Raw genomic sequence first — 23,978 nt, 5'->3', positions numbered from 1 at the left:
AAAGATTGACGATATTGTAATAAAACTTCGCTTTTAAATTGTTATTTCATTCGACAATGCATCATATTTTTCGTTGTTTTAATTGATCTCTAAAATAACACCATTGAAAATGCGGTCCTGGATCGGTCTTTCGTCCAGGTGCAATATCTGAATGCCCTGCGATATGACTTTTAATTTTAGGATAAGCATGTTGAAGTGTTGCCACGACCTCAACTAAAGCTTGATATTGTTGTTCCGTAAAATCTTGATCATCACTACCCTCGAGTTCAATGCCAATCGAATAATCATTGCATTCTGGATTTGCCATGTACGTAGAGCGTCCTGCATGCCAAGCACGGTCTTTAAAATTAACAAACTGTAAAATTTCGCCTGACCTTAAAATCAATAAGTGTGCTGAGACCTGCATCCCTTCAATGGTTTTAAAATAAGGATGTGCATTCCAATCTAATTTATTTTGGAAAAACTGCTCAATATAGCCTCCTCCAAACTGTGAGGGCGGTAAGCTAATATTATGGATGACCACCAGTTGAATGTCAGTATGGTCTGGTCTTTGATTAAAATTTGGTGAAGCAATAAATCTTGCACCTTGTAATACACCATCTACCACTTGAAGCTTGGGTACATTCGACATGTGTGATCTCAATCCGTGTTTGCAACTTATGACAATTCATCCACGCTCATCTTTGGAAAAGACTTGGACGAAAAAAACAGCACCATTACTTGAGGTGCAATGGTAATATATTGCTCATTTTTCTGGTGCCTACAATAGGGATTTTATGAGCATACCGCAATCTTTGCTTGAACAATCAATTCAAATCAATATCCAACAAGCATTGCAAGAAGATATTGGTGAGCGTGATATCACCGCATTGCTGACACCTGAAGATGAACAAGCAACAGCAACCATTATCAGTCGCGAAACGATGATTCTTGCAGGGCAACCGTGGGTCAATGCTCTAATTAAAGCCTATGATCCAAGCGTTGATGTGATTTGGTTAAAGCAAGATGGCGATCAAGTTCAAGCCAATGAGGCATTTTTAAAACTTGCCGGCTCAGCACGCAGTCTGTTAACCGTTGAACGCCCAGCACTTAATTTTGTACAAACCCTTTCTGCTGTTGCTACAAAAACGGCTGAATATGTGAAACATTTAGAAGGTTTAAATACCAAACTACTGGATACACGTAAAACATTACCTGGCTTACGTATTGCGCAAAAATATGCGGTGGGCGTAGGTGGTGGTCAAAACCATCGTTTAGGTTTATTCGATGCTTTTTTAATTAAAGAAAACCATATTATGGCTGCAGGTGGTATTCAGCAAGCAATCGAAAAAGCGCATGCCATTGCACCAGGTAAACCTGTGGAAGTCGAAGTTGAAACTTGGGATGAGTTAAACCAAGCTTTAGATGCTGGTGCCGATATCGTTATGTTAGATAATTTCAGCCAACAACAAATGATTGATGCAGTCAAGCATGTGGCTGGTCGTTGTAAATTAGAAGCTTCAGGTAATATTACCATCGAGAACTTACGTGAAGTTGCTACTTCAGGCGTCGACTTTATTTCCATGGGTGTACTGACTAAAGATGTCAAAGCCATCGATTTATCTATGCGCTTTAACGCTTAATTGATTCAATCCTATCTCTCAATAAAAAAGGGGCTTTGCTCCTTTTTTTATTTGCTTAAAACTGTGATGCTACATTAACTTTATCGCAAGAATACAAAAAATTTTGAATTTATATAATCCTTGTTGATACCTTCCACGCTTTAAAATTATTTTTTAATCAAAATCATACTAAACCTATAGAATGCAAAGTAAATCATTAAATTTCAATTATTTATTTGCCGTAATTTTACAATTATTCAATTTTCTGTCATGGAATGCTGCTCGATTTTCATTCATAGTGAAGCCAATAAATACAATTAAACCCATGAGTTCGCATTGTCTAAATAATAGGAGGGTGTCAACGCATAGACCATGCTGAATGTCAGTGAATAAATAAAAAGAAATGCAGTCATCGGATCGATTGCATCCACCATGGTGTACATTAGGGAAATCACATGAAAACGCAAATGATCTATACGCTTTTAAGCGTCGCGATTAGTAGCAGCTTACTCGTCGGTTGTAAAAGCTCCAACGAATCTGGGGGGAATTCAGGTGGTGGTAACGGATCACAGCCAACTCCGACCAATCCAACTGATCCTGACAATCCAACGAATAAACTTGAAAAAGAATTCGTGACTATTTTATCAACTCGCCCCGATCTTGTGACAGATAATGATGTATTGATCGAATTAGACCCATCGATTAATTTTAATGACGCAAATATAAGCATTCATTTAAATGGACAGGACATCAAATCTCGCTTTTCTAATGCTCAGAATAGAGTGCTATTAGATGGATTACAGTTAGGGGAAAATCTACTTAAAATTGAAACACCAAATGAAATTCAAAATTTATATTTAAAAAATTTCAGTACCACAGGCCCTCTTTTATCTGGACCTCAAATTAATCCATGGACCTGTACCAACGGCTCGACTGATTTATTTTGTCGTAAACCTGTTCAATATAATTACTACTATCGTAATTTAGTCGGAACTTTACAAACCTATAATCCTGAGAAACCACCTTCGGCGGGCCTGATTTCCAAAATTAAGACCGATACAGGCGTAGAAGTGCCATTTATCATTCGAGAGGAGGTCGGCTATCAAAATCGTGATGAATATCGGTTTGCTGTATTGTTTAATCCTAATCAGCCTTGGACTGCGCTCAATCCACAACCCCAATTTAATAATAAGCTGTTAGTAACCCATGGGCAAAGTTGCGGTAATGATTATCAGTCTGCAACCGCGCCTACCGTGGTTGCAACATCGACTTCTATTTTGCCAGATATTACCATCAAGGCTTTGGGCAAAGGTTATGGCGTCATGTCTACGGCGCTATCCAACAGTGGACATAACTGTAATTTGGCGGTTCAAGCTGAATCAATCATTATGGCCAAAGAACGTTTTATCGAACAATACGGCACTTTAGACTACACGATTGGACAAGGCTGTTCAGGTGGCGCGCTCGCATCTCAATGGGTAGCTAACGCTTATCCAGGTGTATACCAAGGTTTGTTAGTAACGTGCTCCTTCCCTGATGCATGGAGTACAGCGTCTCAGTTTGCTGATTATCATATTATGATCAATTATTTTAAAACAGCAGAAGGTCGCTCTTTCCTCCCTCATCAAATTAACCATATTCAAGGTCATATTTCTGAGATTAATGGTTATGTCAGTGAACTTGCGCAATTCGATGTTGCTCGACCAAATACAATTTGTAGCGGAATATCAGAAACACAACTGTACAATGCCACCTCAAATCCGAATGGGACACGCTGTTCAATTCAAGAGGCTGCTGTAAATTTGTTGGGTCTCAGAAATCCAACTGAAGTTGATCCAAATACACAACAGCTTAGACAAATTTGGAGTCCTGTCGAAAACCAGCGAAATATTGGGTTTGCTAACCTACCAATTGATAATGTCGGTGTGCAATACGGGCTTCAAACCTTATTTGATGGTGTGATCAATGCTGAAAAATTTGTTTTATTAAATGAACGCCTCGGTGGAGTTGATATTGATATTAATCCAATTCCCGAACGGTTATATGCCACGGAGCAAGGTTTAAAAAATGCTTATCGAACTGGTTTAATCAATGTTGCCAATAATTTAGATCAAGTGGCGATTATTGATTGTCGTGGTCCAGATCCAGCGATCTTCCATGATGCTTACCGAGCATTCGCGATTAGAGCACGTTTAGACAAAGCACACGGACATCATCACAATCAGCTTCTGTATGGAGGTGATACCATTATGATTGGCGATCTTAAATGTTTAGAAATCAGTTTCAATGATATGAACCAATGGTTGGATCGCGTAAAAAATGATACAAGCAATTTACCTCTGCCACAGAAACTCACACGCAATAAAGTAAATCTTAACGACTCATGTATCACATTAGGAACGATTCGAAGATCTGGGTTCTGCAATAACCTTCGTGTACCGGTCTATAAAACACCGCGAATGGTAGCAGGTGATCAAATTAGTACCTACGCCAATAAATGTAAACTACAACCACTCACACGTCGTCTTTACCCCAATATTAACTTTACAGATGAGCAATGGACTCGATTACAAAAAGTTTTTCCAGATGGTGTTTGTGATTACACCCAAGATCCTGTTGGGTTTGGTAAAACCTATCCGTGGTTAACGTATCAAAATCAAAATGGACAGAACAATGATGTCATTTATGGTGGTAAGCAACTGGATGAAGATCCAAATCGCCCTGAGGAGCTTATAATGCCTCAACTTCCGAAGGGTTGGATCTCTAATTCATTTCAACTGTCTTAATACCTGAATTTTTCAATTCTGAAAAAAGCCGTGAATATTCACGGCTTTTTTTACTTCATGTTTAAGGTTTAGGTTGCAATAATCCCATCATAGGATCGGTACATGTATGCTGCCCTGTTTCAATACGTCCAGCAAATCGACGTTCATAAGCCTGCTCTCCCTGCTGTTGGGCGATTACCACATTAAAATCATACCATCCCCAAGACTCCGTTAAATCGAGATGAAGTTCAGCCTCATTCGATTGAGTTTTGACAGTCCACACTTTTTGATTGTAGTACGCATTGTCCTTGACCATCATCTCCACAGTTTCAGCCCCATCATGCCGTATTTTTAAAATTATTTTAGGTTGACAGGCTTCATAGCAAATTCGAATTTCCGGCAAATGATCTCTTTCAATTTGATGGTGAAGATTTCCTTTAAATGCTCGATGATAACCATTTGGTCCAAGTACCCAAAGATCATATTGATCATCTACTAGCTCCCAAACATCCTCCAGCTGTTTCCCTGCCTCCACCATAAAACGTCGAGGAATGGCATTTAAATCTAGTTTGTCATAGACATGGAAAACCGCACCTTGTTCTCCACCATTTGCGAAAATCAATTGTATGTTTCGGGTTGCAACCTGTACGCGCGCGCTGGTATGTAATAAATAAGGTAATGCTCGAGAATGACGTATTCCAGATTCTTGCACAGGAAATTGTTGATTTGCTGGGACTGGAACCTTGCTCAGTTGCTCTTGCGAATGACGCGTATTGTCAGCTTCTTGTTTTGTTCTTTGCCCATTGAGTGTTGGCAGAATATTAAAGTTAGGTGTCTTAAAGTCAAACGCCGACGTAAGGTCACCACAGACCGCTCTACGATAAGGGCTAATATTAGGCTCTTGCACGCCAAAACGTTGCTCGAGAAATTGAATAATTGAAGTATGATCAAATACCTGAGAGTTGACCCATCCCCCACGACTCCATGGTGAAATGATATACATTGGAACACGTACTCCTGGACCATACACACCATGCCAGAAGTTTTCATTCTTACCATTTTTAAATTTTAATTCAGGCTGTGCTATCGAACCTGATACAGGTGGGTGATTGAAATATTCATATGATATCTCTTGTTCTGATAACGTGGTTTTACCATGAACTTTAACGATATCACCTGCTTCATTGATTTCTCTTGATGGTGCAGATGGCGATGGTACATGATCAAAGAAACCATCATTTTCATCAAAATTGACCAGTAAAACCGTCTGACTCCATAACTCTGGATCTGCCGTTAAAGTGTTTAACAGTTCTTGAATGTACCACGCGCCTTGAACAGGACTTGATGGTCCCGGATGTTCACTATACGCTGCCGGTGCGACCACCCAGCTCACCTGTGGCAATTTACCGTCTAAGATATCTTGTTTAAATTGTCCTAATAAACCGCCGTCCTTAGGCATCGTATTGGCAATCCCCTTATAGAGAGGTTGTCGTTGATCAATACGCTCATCATATTCAGGCGACAAAATATTGGCATGGCTAACTGGCTTACCAGATAATTCATTGGCTTTGCGATATTGCTTAAATCCCGACAAAGGATTATCCGTAAAATTATCGGGCATATTTTGATAAACCTTCCAACTAATCCCAGCCTGCTGTAATCGTTCAGGATACGTGGTCCAGTCGTAACCGATCATTGATGAGCCAATACTATCAAACTCATTGACTACACTCGCGACACCTGCAGCAGTTGGCCCATTGGTCCCCGTCCAAATAAATTTACGATTAGGATTAGTTCCCGCGTGCATGGCACAATGATAGGCATCACATAAAGTAAATGCTTCCGCCAGCGCAAACTGGAACTCGAGCTCTTGTTTCTTAAAATAACCCATGGATTGAGGTTGTTTATGTTCCACCCAATTACCCATACGCCCACAATCCCAAGCGGCTTGACCATCCTTCCATGAATGAGGTGTGCCCGAAACACGTTGAGCATTGCCCAATGAACTGTCTAGGTGATAAGGCAAAATTTTATTTTTGTTGGCATCATACTGTTCCCACACCGCTCTTTTGCCACTCAATGGAATGGTGAATCGATCACCAAAACCACGTACTCCTTTGAATGTTCCAAAATAGTTATCAAAAGAACGATTTTCTTGAGTCAAAATCACCACATGTTTCACATCTTGAATAGTGCCAGTTTCCACTTTTGCATCAATTGCTAAAGCTTTTTGAATACTCAGCGGAAAACTCGCTAATGCAGATGCGCCCAATAATGTCTTGGTCGAATTTAAAATAAAGTCACGACGGTTCATACATTTATCCTGTTTTTATTCTTGTTATGGTTATGGAGCACAGTGGATTTCACAGCTTGGATCTGAAAGTTGCGGTTTAGATGGTTGGTGATCATCATCTCCTCCACAAGCTGTTAACAAAATATTTGGTGTAAAGATGAGTATAAAAAAATAAGCTCGCATGTAGTTATCCTTCTCGTTTTATGCGAACTCAGTGATACGCTTTTTTCGTGACGCTGCAATGAAGCTTCAATTGCAAATCTATGAAATAAAAAAAGCACCTCTATCAAGGTGCTTTTTTACAATCAACGCATGCAATCAGATGCGAATTACCAGCCTAGTGCTTGTTGTTGCTTTTGAATTAACTCTTGAATGCCTTTCTCAGCCATTTCAAGCATTGCGTTACATTGCGAACGCGTGAACGGTTTATCTTCTGCAGTACCTTGAATTTCAATAAACTCACCCGCCTGAGTCATCACCACATTCAAGTCTGTTTGGCAGTTTGAATCTTCTTCATAACATAAGTCGAGTAGTACTTCGTCTTGATAAATACCAACAGAAATTGCAGCCACCAAACCTTTGAGTGGATCTTGTTTGATTTTCTTTTTCTCAAGTAATGAATTCATAGCATCAATCAAGGCTACCGCAGCACCTGTAATAGACGCTGTACGTGTACCACCATCGGCTTGAATAACATCACAGTCGATTGTAATCGTGTTTTCACCCAATTTCTTCAAATCCACCATAGCACGTAAGCTACGACCGATTAAGCGTTGAATTTCTTGAGTACGTCCACTTTGTTTACCACGAGCTGCCTCACGGTCACTGCGTGTATGGGTTGAACGTGGCAACATGCCATATTCAGCAGTCACCCAACCTTGGCCTTTTCCTTTCAAGAAGCGCGGTACTGAATTATCAACACTGGCAGTACAAAGAACTTTGGTATGACCAAATTCAACTAAAACTGAACCTTCTGCATAACGTGTATAGTTTCGAGTAATTTTAACGTCACGTAACTGGTCTAATGCACGCTGGTCAATACGCATAATACGTCCTAATTTTTACTTAAAAAAGATTGGGCACATTATAGCAGATTGATGGCATCTAACTTTGTTATAAGTCCGTGTTTTAAAATTGCAGTTTCATTTAAAAACATACATTGGTTTGAACTGAGTTGACATAAAAAATGATCAGACGTCGTATAACGCCCATATGTATAATGATCACTATTCTTGATAATGTGCGATTACATTTTGAAATTTTTCTTCATTCTGTATTTTGTTATTCTTTATTAAATTAGAATAATTGGATCTAGCATGACTAGCCCTATTTTTTGCATGAACTGCCAGAAGAGCAGCTAAAAAAGCTTTCCCAAGATGATATTCAAAAGATTCACCAAGCAGAGCAACTCTATTGGAGTAATAAGGCGTATACCAAATTTTATGCTGCATTTAATGGTTCTAAAACGAAAAAAGGTGGTTTAGTAAGAGCATCTACTGATACCTATAAGGTCAAAGGTATTTCTTTAGCTTTAGTAGGCGATGAAGCGATATACACTGATGGTTCAACAGCAAAAATTATCTCTGGTGCTGGTAGTGCCATCACTATTCATAATCGATCCGCAGCACTTATTGGCTCACTATTAGAAAATGGTGATGAAATTATCGATAGTCCAATAACAGCTCATGTCTTAAGTTTGTATCATGATGCCGCTTTACCCAAAGATTTCATGATTTCGATGATTGGAGGATCAAAGAGTGTCTAAAGGTTTTGGCATACATGGTTCTACAACAAGTCATGGTGGAACAGTGTTATCCACTCAATCGCGAAGTTCTCAAATGGGAAACCTATTTCTTCGTGCGGGAGATGGTTTTGCTTGTCCAAAATGTAAAACCTGGTCCACTTTGATTAAAAGCAATGACCATGTGATTTTTGATGGTAAAGCAGTCGCTTATGTCGGTGATAAGTTCACGTGTGGTGCTACTTTAATGCCTAAACAAGTTCATGTTGTTGGGGAGAATGGTGGAGCTATATCTGGATCAAATATAGCTAATAATTTATCAACATTTACTCATAAAACATCTAACTATGCTCATAAGTTTCAAATTATCGATGATCTAGATAATAGTCCTTTGAGCAACGTACTTTATGAAATTATTACACCAACTAAAAAAATTGAAGGTATAACAGATGAACATGGATATACAGAAATTATTGAAGATACAGAACCCTCAAAAATAACTATAAATATCTTATGTGATGAGGATCATAAGCATGAACACTAAAAATGTTATTCATAGCCATAATACACATCTAAGTGCAAAAAAACTCAAGTTAGGACTAGTCAAGTTGCGATAAAACATAGACGCCTTTTAACTACAGGCGAAATTGAGATGTGTAAAAAAATCTTTAAAGATTCGATAGATTATACGAAAGTTATTATTAAAAGAAGTTCAACATGGAGTGTTCCAGGATTAACAGGCAATACTTTTTCCCCTATGGGCGCTATTAACTTAACTAGCAGTTTATTTGATAAATTTCCTGATTTCAGCAATTGTAAAAATGATTATTCGGCAGAACATCACTTTATTCATGAAATGACTCATATTTGGCAATATCAATTAGGAGGAGGAGTTAGACATATTGGACAAGCTGCAATGCTTTTTAGACAAGGAGGGTATATATGCAGTAACGTCAGCCCTGATTATGGAGATGATTATACCGCATACTTTACTGATTTAGCTGGTAAACATACAGACCGAAAATTTAATGAATTTAACCTAGAGCAACAAGGTCGCATTATTGAATTTTGGCATGATGCTGTTTATATGCAAAATAAAGTACCTAAGAGAAGACATCATATTCAAAGTATTAAATTATTAGGTTACGTAGAAAGAATTTTACGAGAATTCCTATTAAATCCTTATGATAAAAAGCATTTACCACAATCGCAATTGGTAGATAAAGCATGAACAAATTAAGCTTTTTTATTTTACTTTTTTCAACGAATGTTTTAGCTCATCAATTACATGAACCACTGTATTTGACAAAAAAACAAAACTCTTTATGTATTTATACTAACAATCCTAATTCCAAGTTACGCGATGATCACATAGCGCTCATAACTCTAGGTATCCCTGGTTATAATGCAAGATCTGTTTCAGAGGTCGTTATTGAAAAACTTAAAACTCCTCCTATTTACGAAGAGAATTGCCTACTATTTTCATTAAAAGATATTAAAGAATCAGGGCCCTATTCTCTAATTCTTGATATGGATAAAACATACGCTACTGATTTTTGCATCAATCTTCATGATCAAAAAAATATATCAATTCACAAGTTGGGTAGCCAATTACAATGTCAAAAATCTGAATATGCCAACCCTTTTAGCCTTTCCGTAGAATTAAAAAAAATTATTAAAAAAATTAAAAATTTTTTTAATTTTTCAAGTTTCTGATAGGCTTGTTTTTTAAATGATATTTAGCTTAGTTGAAAGTATAGTTTCAATCAATGTGATTGAAACGACTCGTGATATGTTTTTAATAAATAAAAATGCTGGACCGCTAACAATTAACAGAAAAATGTTTATCAACGTCTTTAATCAAGATTTCCATCCAAAGATGGTTGATATTATGAAAGAACAGAGAGTATATCCTGGTGATCCTAAAAATGTTATGTATGAAAAATTTAAAAAATTATAGTCTTATATTTTTTGTAAGTTTAATTTCTGGATGTACAAATTCAGCTAATTAGCAGGATGATATCAAAAATGCAAATATAGGCGCTAGAAGCATGATATATCTAGATTATTTAGTATATAAAAATGCTATAAATTCTGATTTAACGCCTATTACGCAAGCGTTATTACAATCAACTATCCAAAAGGTAGCAGTCATAAAAGGTTTTGAAAAGACATCGGGTGATAAATATGAAATTGAAGAGCAAATGAGTATTGCTGAGGTCAATCAGATGTGTTGGATGCGAAACTTTCTACTAGAATATAAGAAAAATCTTCCTAAAGAAATTGATTACAGTGATATTTACTCGTGGATTGAGACAAAACAGTTAAAGTGGAAAGAAAAACTAAATAAGATATATGGTAATGAAAAAATTCAGGATGACTGTCGTGATATAAAATAAATTTTATTATATCTTTAATCAGAAAGGATCTCTAATCATTCAGCTTACGCCAACTGGCTATGGTATGTTTTCAAAAGCAGAATATGTCGGTAAAGTCGGATAAATTCTAAAAAATGGTGGTCCTTTTATGATTAGTGAAAGATTGTATACGATGATTTTTGGAAAAAGATGGAATAAACAAGCTCATAGTTTTGCTGTTTCAGAAGGCTACAGAACTCCTAGAAAAGAAGAATTTGAAAAATTTGATGGAACGTATTAATGAAAAAGATCTTCTCTCTATTAATTTGCTCTCTGCTTCTTTCTTCTTGCTCTAATGCTAAAAAAAATACAATTGATGAAGACGAGTTAGATAAACAAATAGTACAAACAAAAATTATGGCTATTTCAAGTAGTTTAGAAAGTGCAAGCTTTGTTTATAGAGCTGCATATAAAAATTCAGAAAACCCTTCGGAAGTTAACGATCACTTATATTTATATGCTTTGAGTGAAATTGAATCACTTTTTAATACTTATGATATGGGGGGGTTAGACTATAAGAAAGACATTACAAGTTACAGGTTAATATCGGGGGATGCTATTGATTCAATGTGTATTATTAATAAATTTTTGAAAAAATATCAGAATCATTTGGAAAGAAAAGAATTAGCAAAACGATATGATGCAACTTTGAATAAAACTTTTGTGTTGCAAAGTGAATATTTAAATCTTTTAAAAAATGATCCAGATTTAATTAATGGATCTCAATGTTTAAAGTTAAATTAATATATTTTACCTTATGCGTAATTAAAAGCCCAATTATCACCAATTGGGCTTTTTTTGATTCTTCACGTTCCATGCTTAAAATTTTAATTAATGCTTCACGTCTTTAATGAATTAAACTAAATAGTGGTACTCAAGCAAATATTCCTCTTAATTTTCTTATAGATTGAGAAATTTTAGCTGTTTTATCATTTGGTAAAGAACATTTAGCTAAACGAACCCAAACGCTCCAGAATTGTTTCATAAAGTTTGCTTCATTATAGTGAATGCCATATTCCTCACATAACGCTTTAATTTTTGGCGCAGCTTCTGCATAGCGATTTGCAGGCATATCAGGGAATAAATGATGCTCGATTTGATGACTCAAATTACCACTCAAAATATGCAGCCATGATGTTCCGGTAAAGTTACTTGAACCTCGAATTTGACGTAAATACCATTCTGCTCGCGTTTCATTTTCGGTGTTATCCATCTCAAATGTTTCTGTATCTTCAGTAAAATGACCATTAAAAATCACTGCAGATGACCATAAACTTCTAATCACATTTGCAACTGCATTGCCTACGAAGACAGGAAGCGCATTTGGACCAGCGATAATCGGGAAAAAGACATAATCTTTCACCACCTGACGTCGTACTTTTTTTCTTAATTTTTCAGCATCTTTCCACACTTGTTTCCAAGATTTGGTTTTATAAACAAGCGCGTCTTCCAAGTGTAGGTTTTGAACACCGACATACCATTCAAAAAACACCATCAATTGAATTGCTAATGGAATATTAAACAAAAATCTTGGTTCCCACGGTTGAGATGCTGAAACACGAAGTAGACCATAACCCACATCATGATCCATACCCACAATATTGGTATAGGTGTGATGTACATAGTTATGGGTATATTTCCAGTCATCGCCTGTTGAGATGGTGTCCCAGTCATATGTCGCACCGTTTAAACTAGGATCATTCAACCAGTCAAATTGACCATGCATCACATTATGTCCAAGCTCCATATTTTCAACAATTTTGGACACGCCCAGTAATCCTGTACCTACCAACCAAACAGGTGGAATCCAACCACCAAACATCAGCAATGCACGTGAGCCAATCTCGCTATAGCGAACAAAGTTACGAATCTTATAAATATATTTGGCATCTTGTTCACCCAAATCATTCATAATACTGAGTCGGATCTGCTCAACGCGTTGTCCAAATGCTTCAATTTGCTCAGCGGTCAGATGTTTAGATTTTGATTGCCATGTTGTATTAAGTGACATATTCATTATTTTTCTCCAGTCTTATACGATACCGTTAAATTACAAATTAATCACAACAGGGCTTACTGCCTGACTAATACATAATTTAATTTGTCGATTTGGCTCATGTTCAATTTCACCTGTGAGCATATTTTTAGTAGCGCCACTCACTTTGTTACAGACACATGCATTACAAATACCCATTCGGCATCCATGAGCGGGTCTTAATCCAGCCTCTTCAGCACTCACCAACAAACTTTTTTGAGCTTCAAACGATTTCTGACTGCGGATAAACGTGACAGATTGTTTTTCAATTTCTTCATCTACACGGATTTGAAAAAACTCTTGTTTGAGCTGATTGCTGATCCCCTCTTCATGACAAATTTGATTTACAGCTTGCATCATCGAAGTTGCACCGCATGCATAAATCTGTGCTTGCCTAAAACTTGGCATTAACTGCTCTAACAACGCCAATGTCAGATATTGTTTATGTTGGCGTGTATTAAAATAGTGATAATTAAAATGATCATGTTTTGAAGCGAGCTGTTGTAGTTTCACGTGGAACGCGTCATCTCGACAGAAATAAATCAAATAGATAGGTACAGATAATGTGTTTAAAGCCTTCGTAAGCAATGCATAAATGGCGGTAATGCCACTCCCCGACGCCAATAACACAATTGGCTGTTGAGTCGGCTCAAGCGTAAATTCACCTTGCGCTTGAGAAATTTCCACAACAGAACCTATCGCCAATTGGCTTAAACAATTCGACACTACTCCTTGAGCTCGGACAGCAATCACCAGATTACCTGTCGCAGAAATTTCCACAATCGAATAACTACGTTGTAGACGCACGCCTGCAATTACAACTGTCACTAAAACACTTTGCCCTGCCTCAATCTGTTGAAAATCGAAATTGTGATTTGGACATAAATGAATCTCATAGAAATCGTGACTAAGTGCCTGACGACTCACGAGCGATGCTTTGACTTTTTTCCAAGCCAAAGTGGGATGTATTTTTTCAGCGATAAAATCGACGAAATCTTCTCGAATCCATTCAGGACGATATGACAGATAACTACTCATTTCAAACGTTCCTCTTTTGTATTTCAATTTAATTGAGTGAACAAGTGTTCTAATAGTGAACATGTGTACACTATATTGATTTTGAAATTGAGTCAACACATGTTCACTGACATTCGTCGTTTAATTTTTATATTTTTTTGATAGACTCATCTCGACTTCACTTCTCAGGTTTTAAGATGTCTATACGCGATGAACGTAAACAACAAAGTCGTCAGGCTTTACTGGATGCCGCTTTGCGCTTAAGCACATCTGGCCGTTCATTTAGCAGTATTAGTCTGCGTGAAGTTGCACGTGAGGTTGGTTTGGTGCCAACAGCCTTTTATCGACATTTTCAAGATATGGATGAATTAGGCCAAGAGTTGGTGGATCAAGTCGCGTTATATTTGAAAACCGTACTTCATCAGCTCGGTCAAGGTTTGGCCCACCCTGATGCGAAAGCCGAAACCAGCATGGAACTTTTTTTTGAAGCCATCGATTTAAATACCCAACCTTGGATTTTTATGATCGCAGAGCGCTGGGGGGGTTCTGAAGTGGTAAGACGTGCGATTGCTCGTGAAATTGAGTTTCTAAATTCTGATTTGGCCAATGACCTACAAAAATTCGAAATCGTACAAAATTTTCATCATGCTGGTGACCTAAAAATGTTGTCGAATATTTTAATTAATTTATGTTTCACATGGGCAATGTCTTGGATTAGCTTGGGCCGTCAATATTCAGGTATGGAGCTTGAATTACAAAAACTGGTACTCAAAAAACAGTCCATTACCCAAATACGATTAATCTTTAAAGGGATTTTGAATTGGAATACTACTGAGGCATAAAAAAACCCGCTCAATGCGGGTTTTCTATTATTTAGCTTTACGCTCTTTATCCAATAGATAATCGACCACTTGTAACACGCGGCCATTATCACCTTGTACGACATATTTCCCATTTACTACAACAGCTGGCACACCCGTCAATTGATATTGCTGCGCTAATTTATTCGCTTGAGAGACTTTGGCAGTAATTGCGAAAGAATTATATAAACTATTGAATTTCGCTTCTGGGATACCATACTTCGTAAAGAATTGTGCTTGTGATTTTTGGTCAAAAATCTGCTGACCTTTGTCATGGATCGCGTGGAATAAAGGCAAATGGGTACGTTTACGAACACCAAGTGCTTCAGAAATGTAGTAACCACGTGCATTCTGTTCCCATACTTTGTTCATTGCAGCAGGTGTACGGACAAAATTCACATCTTTTGGAATTTTACGTAACCAAGATTGCATATGAGGCTCTAAAGTAAAGCAATGACCACAGCCATACCAAAAGAATTCACGTACTTCCAATTTACCAGCGACATCAACCTTTCCAGGGTTTTGCACGACCGTATAATCTTTGCCTTCAACAAAGTTCGCCATTGCACCAGTTGAAAGTGCCATCAGCACCGCAGCGGCAACGCCACTAAAAACCACCTTTTTCATTAAGTTTTTATCCTCTAAATCATTCTGATTAGCATATGGTTTCACTATAAAACAAATATGAGAAAATCGTTTTGATTATGTGAACTTTTTTACAAGATTTATCGCTTTTTTTGGAATTAGCGATACACTAAGATCTGATATAGATTCTACCCATTAAAACGAACTTTGCTAAGGTGGCTGTAATGACTCAACTGAATGTTGACCCACAAGAAATTGCTAAATTTGAAGCACTTGCTGCGGTATGGTGGGATCAACACTCTGAGTTTCGCCCTCTCCATCAAATCAATCCACTACGATTGAATTGGATTGATGAACATGCAGGTGGTCTTAGTGGCAAGAAAGTACTAGATGTGGGCTGTGGCGGCGGCATTTTGGCTGAAAGTATGGCACGCCGTGGTGCCGATGTCCTCGGTATCGATATGGGCGCAGCACCATTAAATGTCGCACGTCTGCATGCAGAACAAGAAAATGTCACCAATATCGAATATCGTCAAATTCCAGTTGAGCAATTGGCTGAAGAACAAGCTGGTCAATACGATGTCGTAACTTGTATGGAGATGTTGGAACACGTACCAGATCCAGCATCAATCATTCAAGCATGCCAAAAACTGGTGAAACCACACGGTCATGTGTTCTTCTCCACGATTAACCGTAATCCAAAATCATATTTATTTGCGATTATCGGTGCAGAGTATGTATTACGTCTTTTGAAAAAAGGAACTCATGACTATCATAAATTTATTAAACCTTCTGAATTAGCGCATGATATTCGTAATGCAGGTTTAAAACTTAAAGATATGACAGGCTTACATTACAATCCATTAACTAAACATTATTGGTTAGCCCCAAATGTTGATGTGAACTATATGGTTTACACGCATAATGAGGTGAATGAATGAAGGCCGTACTTTTCGACCTAGATGGAACTTTAATTGATACTGCTGCGGATTTTATTCGTATTATTCAAGCAATGTGTCGTGAAGAAGGTCGAGAGATCGTAGATGCAGCCCTGATCCGAACTCAGGTCTCCGAGGGGGCTCGGGCGATGGTGAAATTGGTTTATCCTGAATTACAGGTTGATGATCCTATTTTCCTTGCACATCGTCAGCGCTTTCTAGATATCTATGGTGCTGATATTGCTGTGGATACAGACCTTTTTGCAGGGATGTATCCTTTAATTGAGGACTTGGAACAACGCGATATTCCATGGGGAATTGTGACAAACAAACCTCGTTGGCTGAGTGAGGCACTACTTCAAGCCTTAAACTTAACTGAACGTTGTGCCGTTCTCGTATGCCCAGAAGATGTTAAGCACACTAAACCTGACCCAGAACCGATGTATCTCGCTGCTCAACAAATTAATGTTCCAGCTGAACAATGCATTTATGTTGGTGATCATCCACGTGATATTGATGCAGGTCGAAGCGCAAATATGTACACGATTTTGGCTGCTTACGGATATTTACCATTAGAACACAAAGATGACTTAGATTCTTGGCAGGCAGATTGTATAGTGAATGATGTACAAGAATTACATCAACACTTAATCGAATTGATCGAATCTCACCAAAAAACAGCTTAATTAGAACAATGAAGGAGGTCGCACATGAAATATTCAGAATATCAACCTCGCCCAGATTTATTGAAAGATAAAGTAATTTTAATTACGGGTGCAGGTGATGGCATTGGACGCGCAGCAGCGTTGAGCTATGCTTTACATGGTGCGACCGTCGTTCTTCATGGTAGAACGCTGAACAAGTTAGAAGTGATCTATGACGAAATTGAAAGTTTAGGTGCTCCTCAACCTGCAATTTTGCCACTGCAACTTTCTACTGCAACAGCATATGATTACGAACGTCTTGTGGAAACGCTTGACCAACAATTTGGTCGTTTAGATGGGATTTTGCACAATGCTGGGATTTTAGGTGAGCGCGTTGAATTGGCCCACTACCCTGCTGAAGTGTGGGATGATGTAATGGCTGTAAATTTAAGAGCACCTTTTGTTCTTACTCAACATTTACTTCCATTATTAGAAAAATCTCAAAATGCCTCTGTTGTTTTTGCAAGCTCAGGTGTCGGTCGTGAAGCACGTGCGAAATGGGGCGCATACTCAGTTTCAAAAATTGCCATTGAAGCGGTCAGTCAAATTTTTGCAAAAGAAAATGTCTATCCAAATATCCGTTATAACTGCATTAATCCTGGTGCAACACGAACAGCTATGCGTGCTAAAGCATATCCTGATGAAGATCCGAAAGTATTGGCAACGCCTGAACAAATCATGCCAGCTTATTTATATTTAATGGGCGAAGACAGTATAGGTATGAATGGTCAGAGTATTGATGCTCAGGATTAGTTTTTTCAAAATTACATGATGAGGATCGTCAGATCCTCTTTTTTTAATTATAGTTCCAATAAAACCTATTAAAAATTCAACTTCCGGCCTTAAAGGCTTAACCAGATGAATTACAACAATTCTTGAATACACCCATAAACTAAGAAATTGTCTAATGGTAGTATCACTTATCTAGCTTTAAATATCTGAAACTTATATCACTCAATAAAAAACCCGACAATAATGTCGGGTTTTTATTTCATTCTGATCAGTCAAATAAACGATCGAAGAATGATTTCTTTTTAGGTGAAGATTTACTGTCCGCACCATCTAAAGATTCTTGTAACTCTTTTAAAAGTTCACGTTGACGTGCAGTTAAGTTGACTGGTGTTTCAATCACGATACGGCAAAGTAAATCACCTTGCATACTTGTGCGTACTGGTTTTACACCCTTGCCACGTAGACGGAACATTTTACCTGTTTGTGTTCCCTCAGGTACTTTCAAGTTCACACGACCATCAAGGGTTGGAATCTCAATTTCTTTACCCAATGCAGCATCAGCGATACTAATCGGCACATCCATATACAAGTCCGCGCCATCACGTTGGAAGATTTCATGTTCACGAACATTAACTTCTACGTATAGATCACCTGATTGACCATCACGAATCGCTTCACCTTTTCCAGTTAAACGAACGCGATCGCCATTATCCACGCCTGCAGGAATGGTAACTTCAAGTGTCTGTTGACGATCTTTAACACCTGAACCATGACAAGTGCCACAAGGATTTTTAATAATCTTACCTTGTCCGCGACAAGTGCTACACGTTTGCTGAACTGAGAAGAAACCTTGTTGCATACGGACTTGGCCAGCCCCGTGACAAGTTTTACAGGTTTCAACATCATTCGGGTTTTTAGAACCTTTACCATCACACACTTCACATGGTGCTGGCGCAGTAAAAGTGATTGTTTTCTTTACGCCACGTACAGCTTCTTCTAAGCTGAGCTCAAGCACATAACGTAGGTCTGAACCACGTCTTTGACGCTGTTGGCGACCGCCACCACCAAACGCACCACCGAAAATGTCGCCAAACTGACTAAAAATGTCTTCAGCGCTAAAACCGCCACCGAAACCACCGCCGCCGCCACCGAAGCCGCCTTCAAATGCATTATGTCCCATGCGGTCATACATGCTGCGTTTTTCACTATCAGATAAAACTTCATACGCTTCAGCAGCTTCTTTGAATTTTTCTTCTGCTTCAGCATTATCAGGGTTACGGTCTGGATGATATTTCATCGCCAACTTACGGTAGGCTTTTTTAATTTCATCATCACTAGCTGTTTTAGAAAGCCCTAAAACCTCATAATAATCACGTTTAGCCATGTCTGGCGATGCTCCACAAAAAAATTTGATATGACTGCTCTGCGGAATATGTTGGGGTCATATTCCGAGATTACAAGTAAATTAAATCATTATTTTAAAAAGCGGCTTTTTTCTGGAGATATTTAACTAAGCCTTTAAGCCATGCATTTAGGAGAAATAGCCATGCAATTGTGGTAAAAATGACACCAATCACCGTACACCCTTTTACCCATAACACACTATCCCAATAGATAAAGCAGGCAGGAATAAACCAAAGAGCAGCAAATGCAGCCATCATCATGAATAGCACAACATTTCGTGCAATCCATAACGCTTGAGCATGGATCCAGACTTCAGCGTCTTGCGCTTGAGCCACTTTTTGCGCTAAAAAATAGGCGATTGCAGCACTGATACCAGTGAACAATGCAAGAAACATGAATACATAAGACATCGTAATTAATCGACGATGTCTTGTTAAATTGTCTCGCCCCATGGATGCTTTTTTATACCTCAACCGAGTGCACATTCAGTTTTTTTATGTACTCAGCCCACTGTGTTATTTTGTGTTAAAAACTAGGGACTACTATATTGAATTTTTCAATGGTTCGCACCTAGTATTCACATAAAACTACGCGGTTTTTGACTCTTTTGTCACTTTAAACCACGCCGCATAGAGTGCTGGCAAGAAGAACAGCGTTAATAGCGTTGCGATAATGAGTCCACCCATAATTGCTACTGCCATTGGACCAAAGAAGATACTGCGTGAAAGCGGAATCATCGCCAACACAGCAGCCAATGCAGTCAAAATAATTGGACGGGCACGGCGTACTGTCGCTTCTAAAATCGCTTCCCATTGAGAATGACCCGCTTTGATATCTTGCTCAATCTGATCAATCAAGATAAGCGAATTACGCATAATCATTCCAGATAAAGCAATGGTACCTAGCATCGCCACAAATCCGAAAGGCTTATTGAATATCAACAGGAACAATACCACGCCAATTAAACCCAAAGGCGCGGTCAAGAAAACAATAAACGAACGTGAAATACTCTTGAGCTGAATCATGAGCAAGGTAAAGACCACAGCCAAAAATAACGGCATGCCAGCATTTACTGAAGTTTGTCCACGTGCAGATTCCTCCACAGTGCCTCCCACTTCTACCAGATAACCACTTGGAAGTTCGGCACGAATTTTCTCAATAGATTCAGTTAATTCACCAACCACAGTAGCTGGTTGGAGTTTAGTCCGAATATCTGCGCGCACAGTAATCGTCGGTAAGCGATTACGATGCCAAATCAGACCATCTTCAAACTTATATTGGATATTCGCAATCTGTGCCAATGGAACTGTTGTACCCTGACTCGTCGGTACAGCGAGACTTTGTAACGATGCCACATCAACACGTTCCGCTTGATCGCCACGTAAACGAATATCAATCAACTCCCGTTTCTCACGATACTGATTAATCGCAGCACCCGTAATTGAACTATTTAAGAAATTCGCCAAATCTAAGCTAGATACGCCTAACTGACGCGCTCGATCTTGATCAATTTCAAGTGAAATAATTTTACTCGGCTCACCCCAATCTAAATGAACATTGGTGGTATTTGGATTTTCACTGATTGCTTGTGACACTAATTGTGCTCGTTGGCGAACAGTATTTAAATCTTCACCAGAAACACGGTATTGAATTGGATAACCGACTGGTGGTCCATTTTCCAATAGCGATACACGCGTCCGTACCTCAGGCAATAACTTGCTAATTTCTTCACTCAGATTCTTGCGAATCTCATCTCTCTCATCTAATGAGGAAGCCAAAACCACAAATTGTGCAAAACTCGCCTGAGGTAATTGTTGATCAAGAGGCAAATAGAAACGTGGAGAACCTGTACCAACATAAGCGACGTAATTATCGATCCCTTTTTGAGTCGACAAGAATTTTTCTACTTTTTTAACCGCATTTTCTGTCGCTGTTAGTGAAGCGCCTTCCTCTAGTTTTAGATCTACTAAAATTTCAGCACGGTTTGATGGTGGGAAAAATTGTTGTGGAACAAGTTTGAACATCAAAATTGACAAGACAAATATTGCAACCGTCGCAGCAATAACGGTTTTACGATAAGTAATACATAACTCAACCCAAGATCTAAATTTTTGATACGTCTTGGTTTGATATGGATCGTGATGCTCACCATGGTGTTGAACGACGGGTTGTGGCTCTGGTTGTTGACGTAATCTTGCCCATAAGCGTTGATACCACGGGGCTTTCTGATTCATTTGATTAAAATCAGGCAGTAATTTGTCACCTAAATAAGGAACAAACAGTACCGCTGCAAACCATGACACCACTAAAGCAATGGTTACAACTTGGAAGATTGAGCGAGTATATTCACCTGTGCTCGACGCAGCAGTGGCAATCGGCAAGAATCCAGCTGCAGTGATCAGCGTCCCCGTTAACATTGGAAATGCGGTCGACTTCCAAGCAAAACCTGCGGCTTTTAATCTGCTATATCCTTGTTCCATTTTAATGGCCATCATTTCAACTGCAATGATGGCGTCATCGACCAAAAGTCCAAGTGCTAAGATTAATGCGCCTAAAGAAATCTTGTGCAGTCCAACATCAAAGAAATTCATGCCTGCGAACGTCATTGCCAAGACCAAGGGAATAGAGAAAGCGACCACTAATCCTGTACGGAAACCTAAAGAGAAGAAGCTGACCAATAAGACAATAATCACGGCCTCTGCGAGCACTTTGATAAATTCGTGAATACTGCGTTGCACCGCTACAGGCTGATCTGAAACTTTTTTAAGTTCCATCCCTAAAGGTAAAGTTTGTTGTAGATCATTAAAGGTCTTTTCTAGATTTTTCCCTAGCGCAATGATGTCACCACCCTTACGCATAGACACCGCAATACCAATACCATTTTTGCCCATAAAGCGCATACGTGGTTGAGCTGGCTCACTAAAGCCACGGTAAACTTCAGCCACATCGCCCAATTGAATGGTCTTATCACCAACCAGTAATGGCATGTTCTTGAGATCTTCGACTGATTTCAATTGTCCGCTGACACGCACTTGAATACGATCTGAGCTTGTTTCAAAGAAACCTGCGCTCGCCATGGTATTTTGTTTTTGTAGTGCTTCTTGAATTGCAGAAACTGGAATACCCAATTGAGCGGTTTTCGTATTTGAAATTTCTATCCAAATTTTTTGATCTTGCAAGCCGACTAAATCAACCTTTCCGACATCTTGCACACGTTGTAGTTGCAGCTGTAAGCGATCGGCATATTCCTTCATCACGGCATAATCAAAATCATCACCCGTTAAGACATAAATATTCCCAAAGGTGTCACCAAACTCATCGTTAAAGAATGGACCTTGAACACCGCTAGGAAGTTGGTGTTTGATATCTCCAATTTTTTTTCTAACCTGATACCAAACATTCGGTAATTCATGGGAACGCAGCGAGTCTTTGGCAACAAAGGTCACCATTGATTCACCAGGACGAGAATAGGCTGCAATACGATCATAGAGCCCCGTACTCATTAATTCTTTTTCAATGCGATCAGTTACTTGTAATGAAACTTCTTCCGCTGTCGCACCTGGCCAATAGGTTTGAACGACCATTACTTTGAAACTAAATGGAGGGTCTTCACTTTGTGATAGTTTTGAGTAGGAATAAACACCCAATATTCCCATCAAAATCATGAAATAAAGGATCAGTCCCTTATTTTTTAACGCCCATTCTGACAAGTTAAAGTTCATATTTTCGCTCCAACTTGTCCTGCTTTTACATTTACTGCACGGTTTTGACGGTCAATCGGATTAATTTTTTGTTTATCTCGCAGTAAGTGTACCCCGCCAACCACGATCCAATCAGAAGCTTTTAAACCTTGGGTCACAGGTACCGTATCACGACCATAAGCACCTATTTGAACATTCACCTTACGGATACTGTGATCTGGATTCACAACCCAAACATAAGGCTGATCTTCTGTTGCAGATACACTGGTCAAAGGAACATTAATCACATTTGAACTGGTATTTGAAAAAAATACTCGCGCACTTTGTCCAAGTTGAATTGCTGAACGCCCTTCAGTCAAAGCAACTTTGACACTAAATGTTCTAGATTGGTCGGCAGCAGGTGAAATTTCACGCACATATGCGGCGAAACGCTCCTCTGGTTTTGACCATAGCGTAACCCAAGCTTTTTGACCTGTTTTAATTTCTGATACTGCTTGCTCTGGGACACCAATCACCACTTCACGATCACCATCTATCGCCAGTTGATATGCTGCCTGCCCTGCAGCGATCACTTGACCAACTTCAATACTACGCTCAGTGATGACGCCATTTTTATTGGCAATGAGTTGGTTATATCCCGTCTGATTACTACTCACTGCATAATTTGATTGTGCTTGTTTTAAATTGGACATGGCCGATTTATATTGATTTTCTACGGCATCATATTGCGAACGACTCACCGCATTAATAGGTAATAACTGCTTAAAGCGTTTGTATTCTTCTTCGGCAATTTTGGCTGCAGATTGCGCGCTTTCTAACTGAGCTTTTGAAGCATTTAACTGCAGTTGAGCATCTTTCACATCTAATTTTGCTAAGACTTGCCCAACTTTGACTCGATCCCCAACATCAACATAGCGTTCAGTAATTTGTCCTCCAACACGGAAAGCCAATGCCGTTTGCTGTCTCGCCTGAACTTCTCCTGCATAACTTTTCAGTTCATCTTGGGACGTATTCGGCTGGGCAACCATCACAAATGGAATTTGTTCCTCTGTGGGTTTATCCTTACTACACGCGGTAAGTATCACGCTACAAATGAGCATTAAACTGTATGTGGCAAATTTTTGAGGACTCATGTGCACTGCTCTTATGTCAATTTTTAGGCAAATCAAATTAGGGATATTAATT

General features: G+C 38.8%; 24 protein-coding genes. 13 read left to right on the top strand and 11 right to left on the bottom strand.

From position 1 onward, the window contains the following. Positions 1 to 61 precede the first annotated feature (61 nt). Positions 62 to 631, bottom strand: coding sequence for a 1,6-anhydro-N-acetylmuramyl-L-alanine amidase AmpD (ampD, locus tag AC1M9I_RS11780; protein ID WP_481611072.1), 570 nt, complete (start codon positions 629 to 631; stop codon positions 62 to 64). Between the two features lie 145 nt (positions 632 to 776). Between ampD and nadC the strand changes: the two genes are divergently transcribed. Both nadC and AC1M9I_RS11770 read left to right on the top strand, forming a co-directional pair. After that, positions 777 to 1,622: a carboxylating nicotinate-nucleotide diphosphorylase gene (gene nadC / locus AC1M9I_RS11775; RefSeq protein WP_481592142.1), complete on the top strand. Its 846-nt coding sequence runs from the start codon at positions 777 to 779 to the stop codon at positions 1,620 to 1,622. 434 nt (positions 1,623 to 2,056) lie between these two features. Continuing rightward, positions 2,057 to 4,387: a DUF6351 family protein gene (locus AC1M9I_RS11770; protein ID WP_481611071.1), complete on the top strand. Its 2,331-nt coding sequence runs from the start codon at positions 2,057 to 2,059 to the stop codon at positions 4,385 to 4,387. A gap of 61 nt (positions 4,388 to 4,448) precedes the next feature. Here the strand turns inward: AC1M9I_RS11770 and AC1M9I_RS11765 are convergent, their stop codons facing one another. From AC1M9I_RS11765 to rph, 3 genes are all read right to left on the bottom strand, one after another. Then, entirely contained in the window at positions 4,449 to 6,680 is a 2,232-nt protein-coding gene (locus AC1M9I_RS11765; RefSeq protein WP_481611070.1) for a phosphocholine-specific phospholipase C, read from the bottom strand. 30 nt (positions 6,681 to 6,710) lie between these two features. Then, complete coding sequence (locus AC1M9I_RS11760) at positions 6,711 to 6,842, bottom strand: hypothetical protein (RefSeq protein ID WP_481611069.1); 132 nt, start codon at positions 6,840 to 6,842, stop codon at positions 6,711 to 6,713. A gap of 146 nt (positions 6,843 to 6,988) precedes the next feature. Further along, a complete protein-coding gene (gene rph, locus AC1M9I_RS11755) occupies positions 6,989 to 7,705 on the bottom strand; it encodes a ribonuclease PH (RefSeq protein ID WP_481611068.1) in 717 nt (238 codons plus the stop codon). A gap of 287 nt (positions 7,706 to 7,992) precedes the next feature. On the opposite strand from rph, the gene AC1M9I_RS11750 reads away from it, so the two are divergent. From AC1M9I_RS11750 to AC1M9I_RS11720, 7 genes are all read left to right on the top strand, one after another. Next, positions 7,993 to 8,424: a PAAR domain-containing protein gene (locus tag AC1M9I_RS11750; protein ID WP_481611067.1), complete on the top strand. Its 432-nt coding sequence runs from the start codon at positions 7,993 to 7,995 to the stop codon at positions 8,422 to 8,424. Further along, entirely contained in the window at positions 8,417 to 8,944 is a 528-nt protein-coding gene (locus AC1M9I_RS11745; RefSeq protein WP_481589396.1) for a PAAR domain-containing protein, read from the top strand. Before AC1M9I_RS11750 ends, AC1M9I_RS11745 begins: the two co-directional genes overlap by 8 nt. Positions 8,945 to 9,052: 108 nt before the next feature. After that, on the top strand, positions 9,053 to 9,631 hold the full coding sequence (locus tag AC1M9I_RS11740) for a zinc protease (RefSeq protein WP_481611066.1): 579 nt from the start codon (positions 9,053 to 9,055) through the stop codon (positions 9,629 to 9,631). Beyond that, entirely contained in the window at positions 9,628 to 10,116 is a 489-nt protein-coding gene (locus AC1M9I_RS11735) for an NF045616 family extracytoplasmic (lipo)protein (protein ID WP_179999982.1), read from the top strand. Before AC1M9I_RS11740 ends, AC1M9I_RS11735 begins: the two co-directional genes overlap by 4 nt. Before the next feature lie 335 nt (positions 10,117 to 10,451). Then, positions 10,452 to 10,799, top strand: coding sequence for a hypothetical protein (locus AC1M9I_RS11730; protein WP_481589398.1), 348 nt, complete (start codon positions 10,452 to 10,454; stop codon positions 10,797 to 10,799). Positions 10,800 to 10,926: 127 nt separating this feature from the next. Continuing rightward, entirely contained in the window at positions 10,927 to 11,058 is a 132-nt protein-coding gene (locus tag AC1M9I_RS11725) for a hypothetical protein (RefSeq protein ID WP_265733109.1), read from the top strand. Beyond that, positions 11,058 to 11,561 (top strand): hypothetical protein, encoded by a 504-nt coding sequence (locus AC1M9I_RS11720; RefSeq protein ID WP_035268821.1) that lies wholly within the window; start codon positions 11,058 to 11,060, stop codon positions 11,559 to 11,561. The genes AC1M9I_RS11725 and AC1M9I_RS11720 overlap by 1 nt, the downstream gene beginning before the upstream one ends. Positions 11,562 to 11,691: 130 nt before the next feature. On the opposite strand, the gene AC1M9I_RS11715 is transcribed toward AC1M9I_RS11720, so the two are convergent. Both AC1M9I_RS11715 and AC1M9I_RS11710 read right to left on the bottom strand, forming a co-directional pair. Continuing rightward, the gene (locus AC1M9I_RS11715) at positions 11,692 to 12,834 is read right to left on the bottom strand and encodes a fatty acid desaturase family protein (protein WP_092767985.1); all 1,143 of its coding nucleotides are present in this window, start codon (positions 12,832 to 12,834) and stop codon (positions 11,692 to 11,694) included. A gap of 33 nt (positions 12,835 to 12,867) precedes the next feature. Then, positions 12,868 to 13,890 carry a flavin reductase family protein gene (locus tag AC1M9I_RS11710; RefSeq protein ID WP_092767987.1) on the bottom strand — a complete coding sequence of 341 codons (1,023 nt, stop codon included), beginning with the start codon at positions 13,888 to 13,890 and terminating at the stop codon, positions 12,868 to 12,870. Between the two features lie 176 nt (positions 13,891 to 14,066). Here AC1M9I_RS11710 and AC1M9I_RS11705 point away from each other — a divergent pair, with 176 nt between their 5' ends. Next, entirely contained in the window at positions 14,067 to 14,711 is a 645-nt protein-coding gene (locus tag AC1M9I_RS11705; protein ID WP_092767989.1) for a TetR family transcriptional regulator, read from the top strand. Between the two features lie 27 nt (positions 14,712 to 14,738). Here AC1M9I_RS11705 and AC1M9I_RS11700 read toward each other — a convergent pair whose 3' ends face one another. Beyond that, positions 14,739 to 15,356, bottom strand: a complete 618-nt coding sequence (locus tag AC1M9I_RS11700; protein WP_092767991.1) for a thiol:disulfide interchange protein DsbA/DsbL — start codon at positions 15,354 to 15,356, stop codon at positions 14,739 to 14,741. A 182-nt stretch (positions 15,357 to 15,538) separates the two neighbouring features. On the opposite strand from AC1M9I_RS11700, the gene ubiG reads away from it, so the two are divergent. Genes ubiG through AC1M9I_RS11685 form a run of 3 tightly spaced genes read left to right on the top strand, consistent with a single transcriptional unit; the run spans position 15,539 to position 17,709 of the window. After that, positions 15,539 to 16,255: a bifunctional 2-polyprenyl-6-hydroxyphenol methylase/3-demethylubiquinol 3-O-methyltransferase UbiG gene (gene ubiG, locus AC1M9I_RS11695; RefSeq protein ID WP_481611065.1), complete on the top strand. Its 717-nt coding sequence runs from the start codon at positions 15,539 to 15,541 to the stop codon at positions 16,253 to 16,255. Next, positions 16,252 to 16,938, top strand: coding sequence for an HAD family hydrolase (locus AC1M9I_RS11690; RefSeq protein ID WP_035268813.1), 687 nt, complete (start codon positions 16,252 to 16,254; stop codon positions 16,936 to 16,938). Before ubiG ends, AC1M9I_RS11690 begins: the two co-directional genes overlap by 4 nt. A gap of 24 nt (positions 16,939 to 16,962) precedes the next feature. Beyond that, positions 16,963 to 17,709, top strand: coding sequence for a YciK family oxidoreductase (locus tag AC1M9I_RS11685; protein ID WP_035268812.1), 747 nt, complete (start codon positions 16,963 to 16,965; stop codon positions 17,707 to 17,709). A gap of 247 nt (positions 17,710 to 17,956) precedes the next feature. On the opposite strand, the gene dnaJ is transcribed toward AC1M9I_RS11685, so the two are convergent. The 4 genes from dnaJ to AC1M9I_RS11665 form a co-directional block, all read right to left on the bottom strand. Then, positions 17,957 to 19,072, bottom strand: a complete 1,116-nt coding sequence (dnaJ, locus tag AC1M9I_RS11680; protein ID WP_481593769.1) for a molecular chaperone DnaJ — start codon at positions 19,070 to 19,072, stop codon at positions 17,957 to 17,959. 94 nt (positions 19,073 to 19,166) lie between these two features. After that, entirely contained in the window at positions 19,167 to 19,544 is a 378-nt protein-coding gene (locus AC1M9I_RS11675; protein WP_035268802.1) for a hypothetical protein, read from the bottom strand. Between the two features lie 135 nt (positions 19,545 to 19,679). Beyond that, complete coding sequence (locus tag AC1M9I_RS11670) at positions 19,680 to 22,814, bottom strand: efflux RND transporter permease subunit (RefSeq protein ID WP_481611064.1); 3,135 nt, start codon at positions 22,812 to 22,814, stop codon at positions 19,680 to 19,682. Next, entirely contained in the window at positions 22,811 to 23,926 is a 1,116-nt protein-coding gene (locus AC1M9I_RS11665; RefSeq protein ID WP_035268798.1) for an efflux RND transporter periplasmic adaptor subunit, read from the bottom strand. Before AC1M9I_RS11665 ends, AC1M9I_RS11670 begins: the two co-directional genes overlap by 4 nt. Positions 23,927 to 23,978 lie beyond the last annotated feature (52 nt).

The organism is Acinetobacter sp. ANC_7553 (assembly GCF_056779895.1).
Note: the sequence above shows the minus strand (reverse complement) of the source record. Positions and strands in the feature narration are given on the sequence as shown.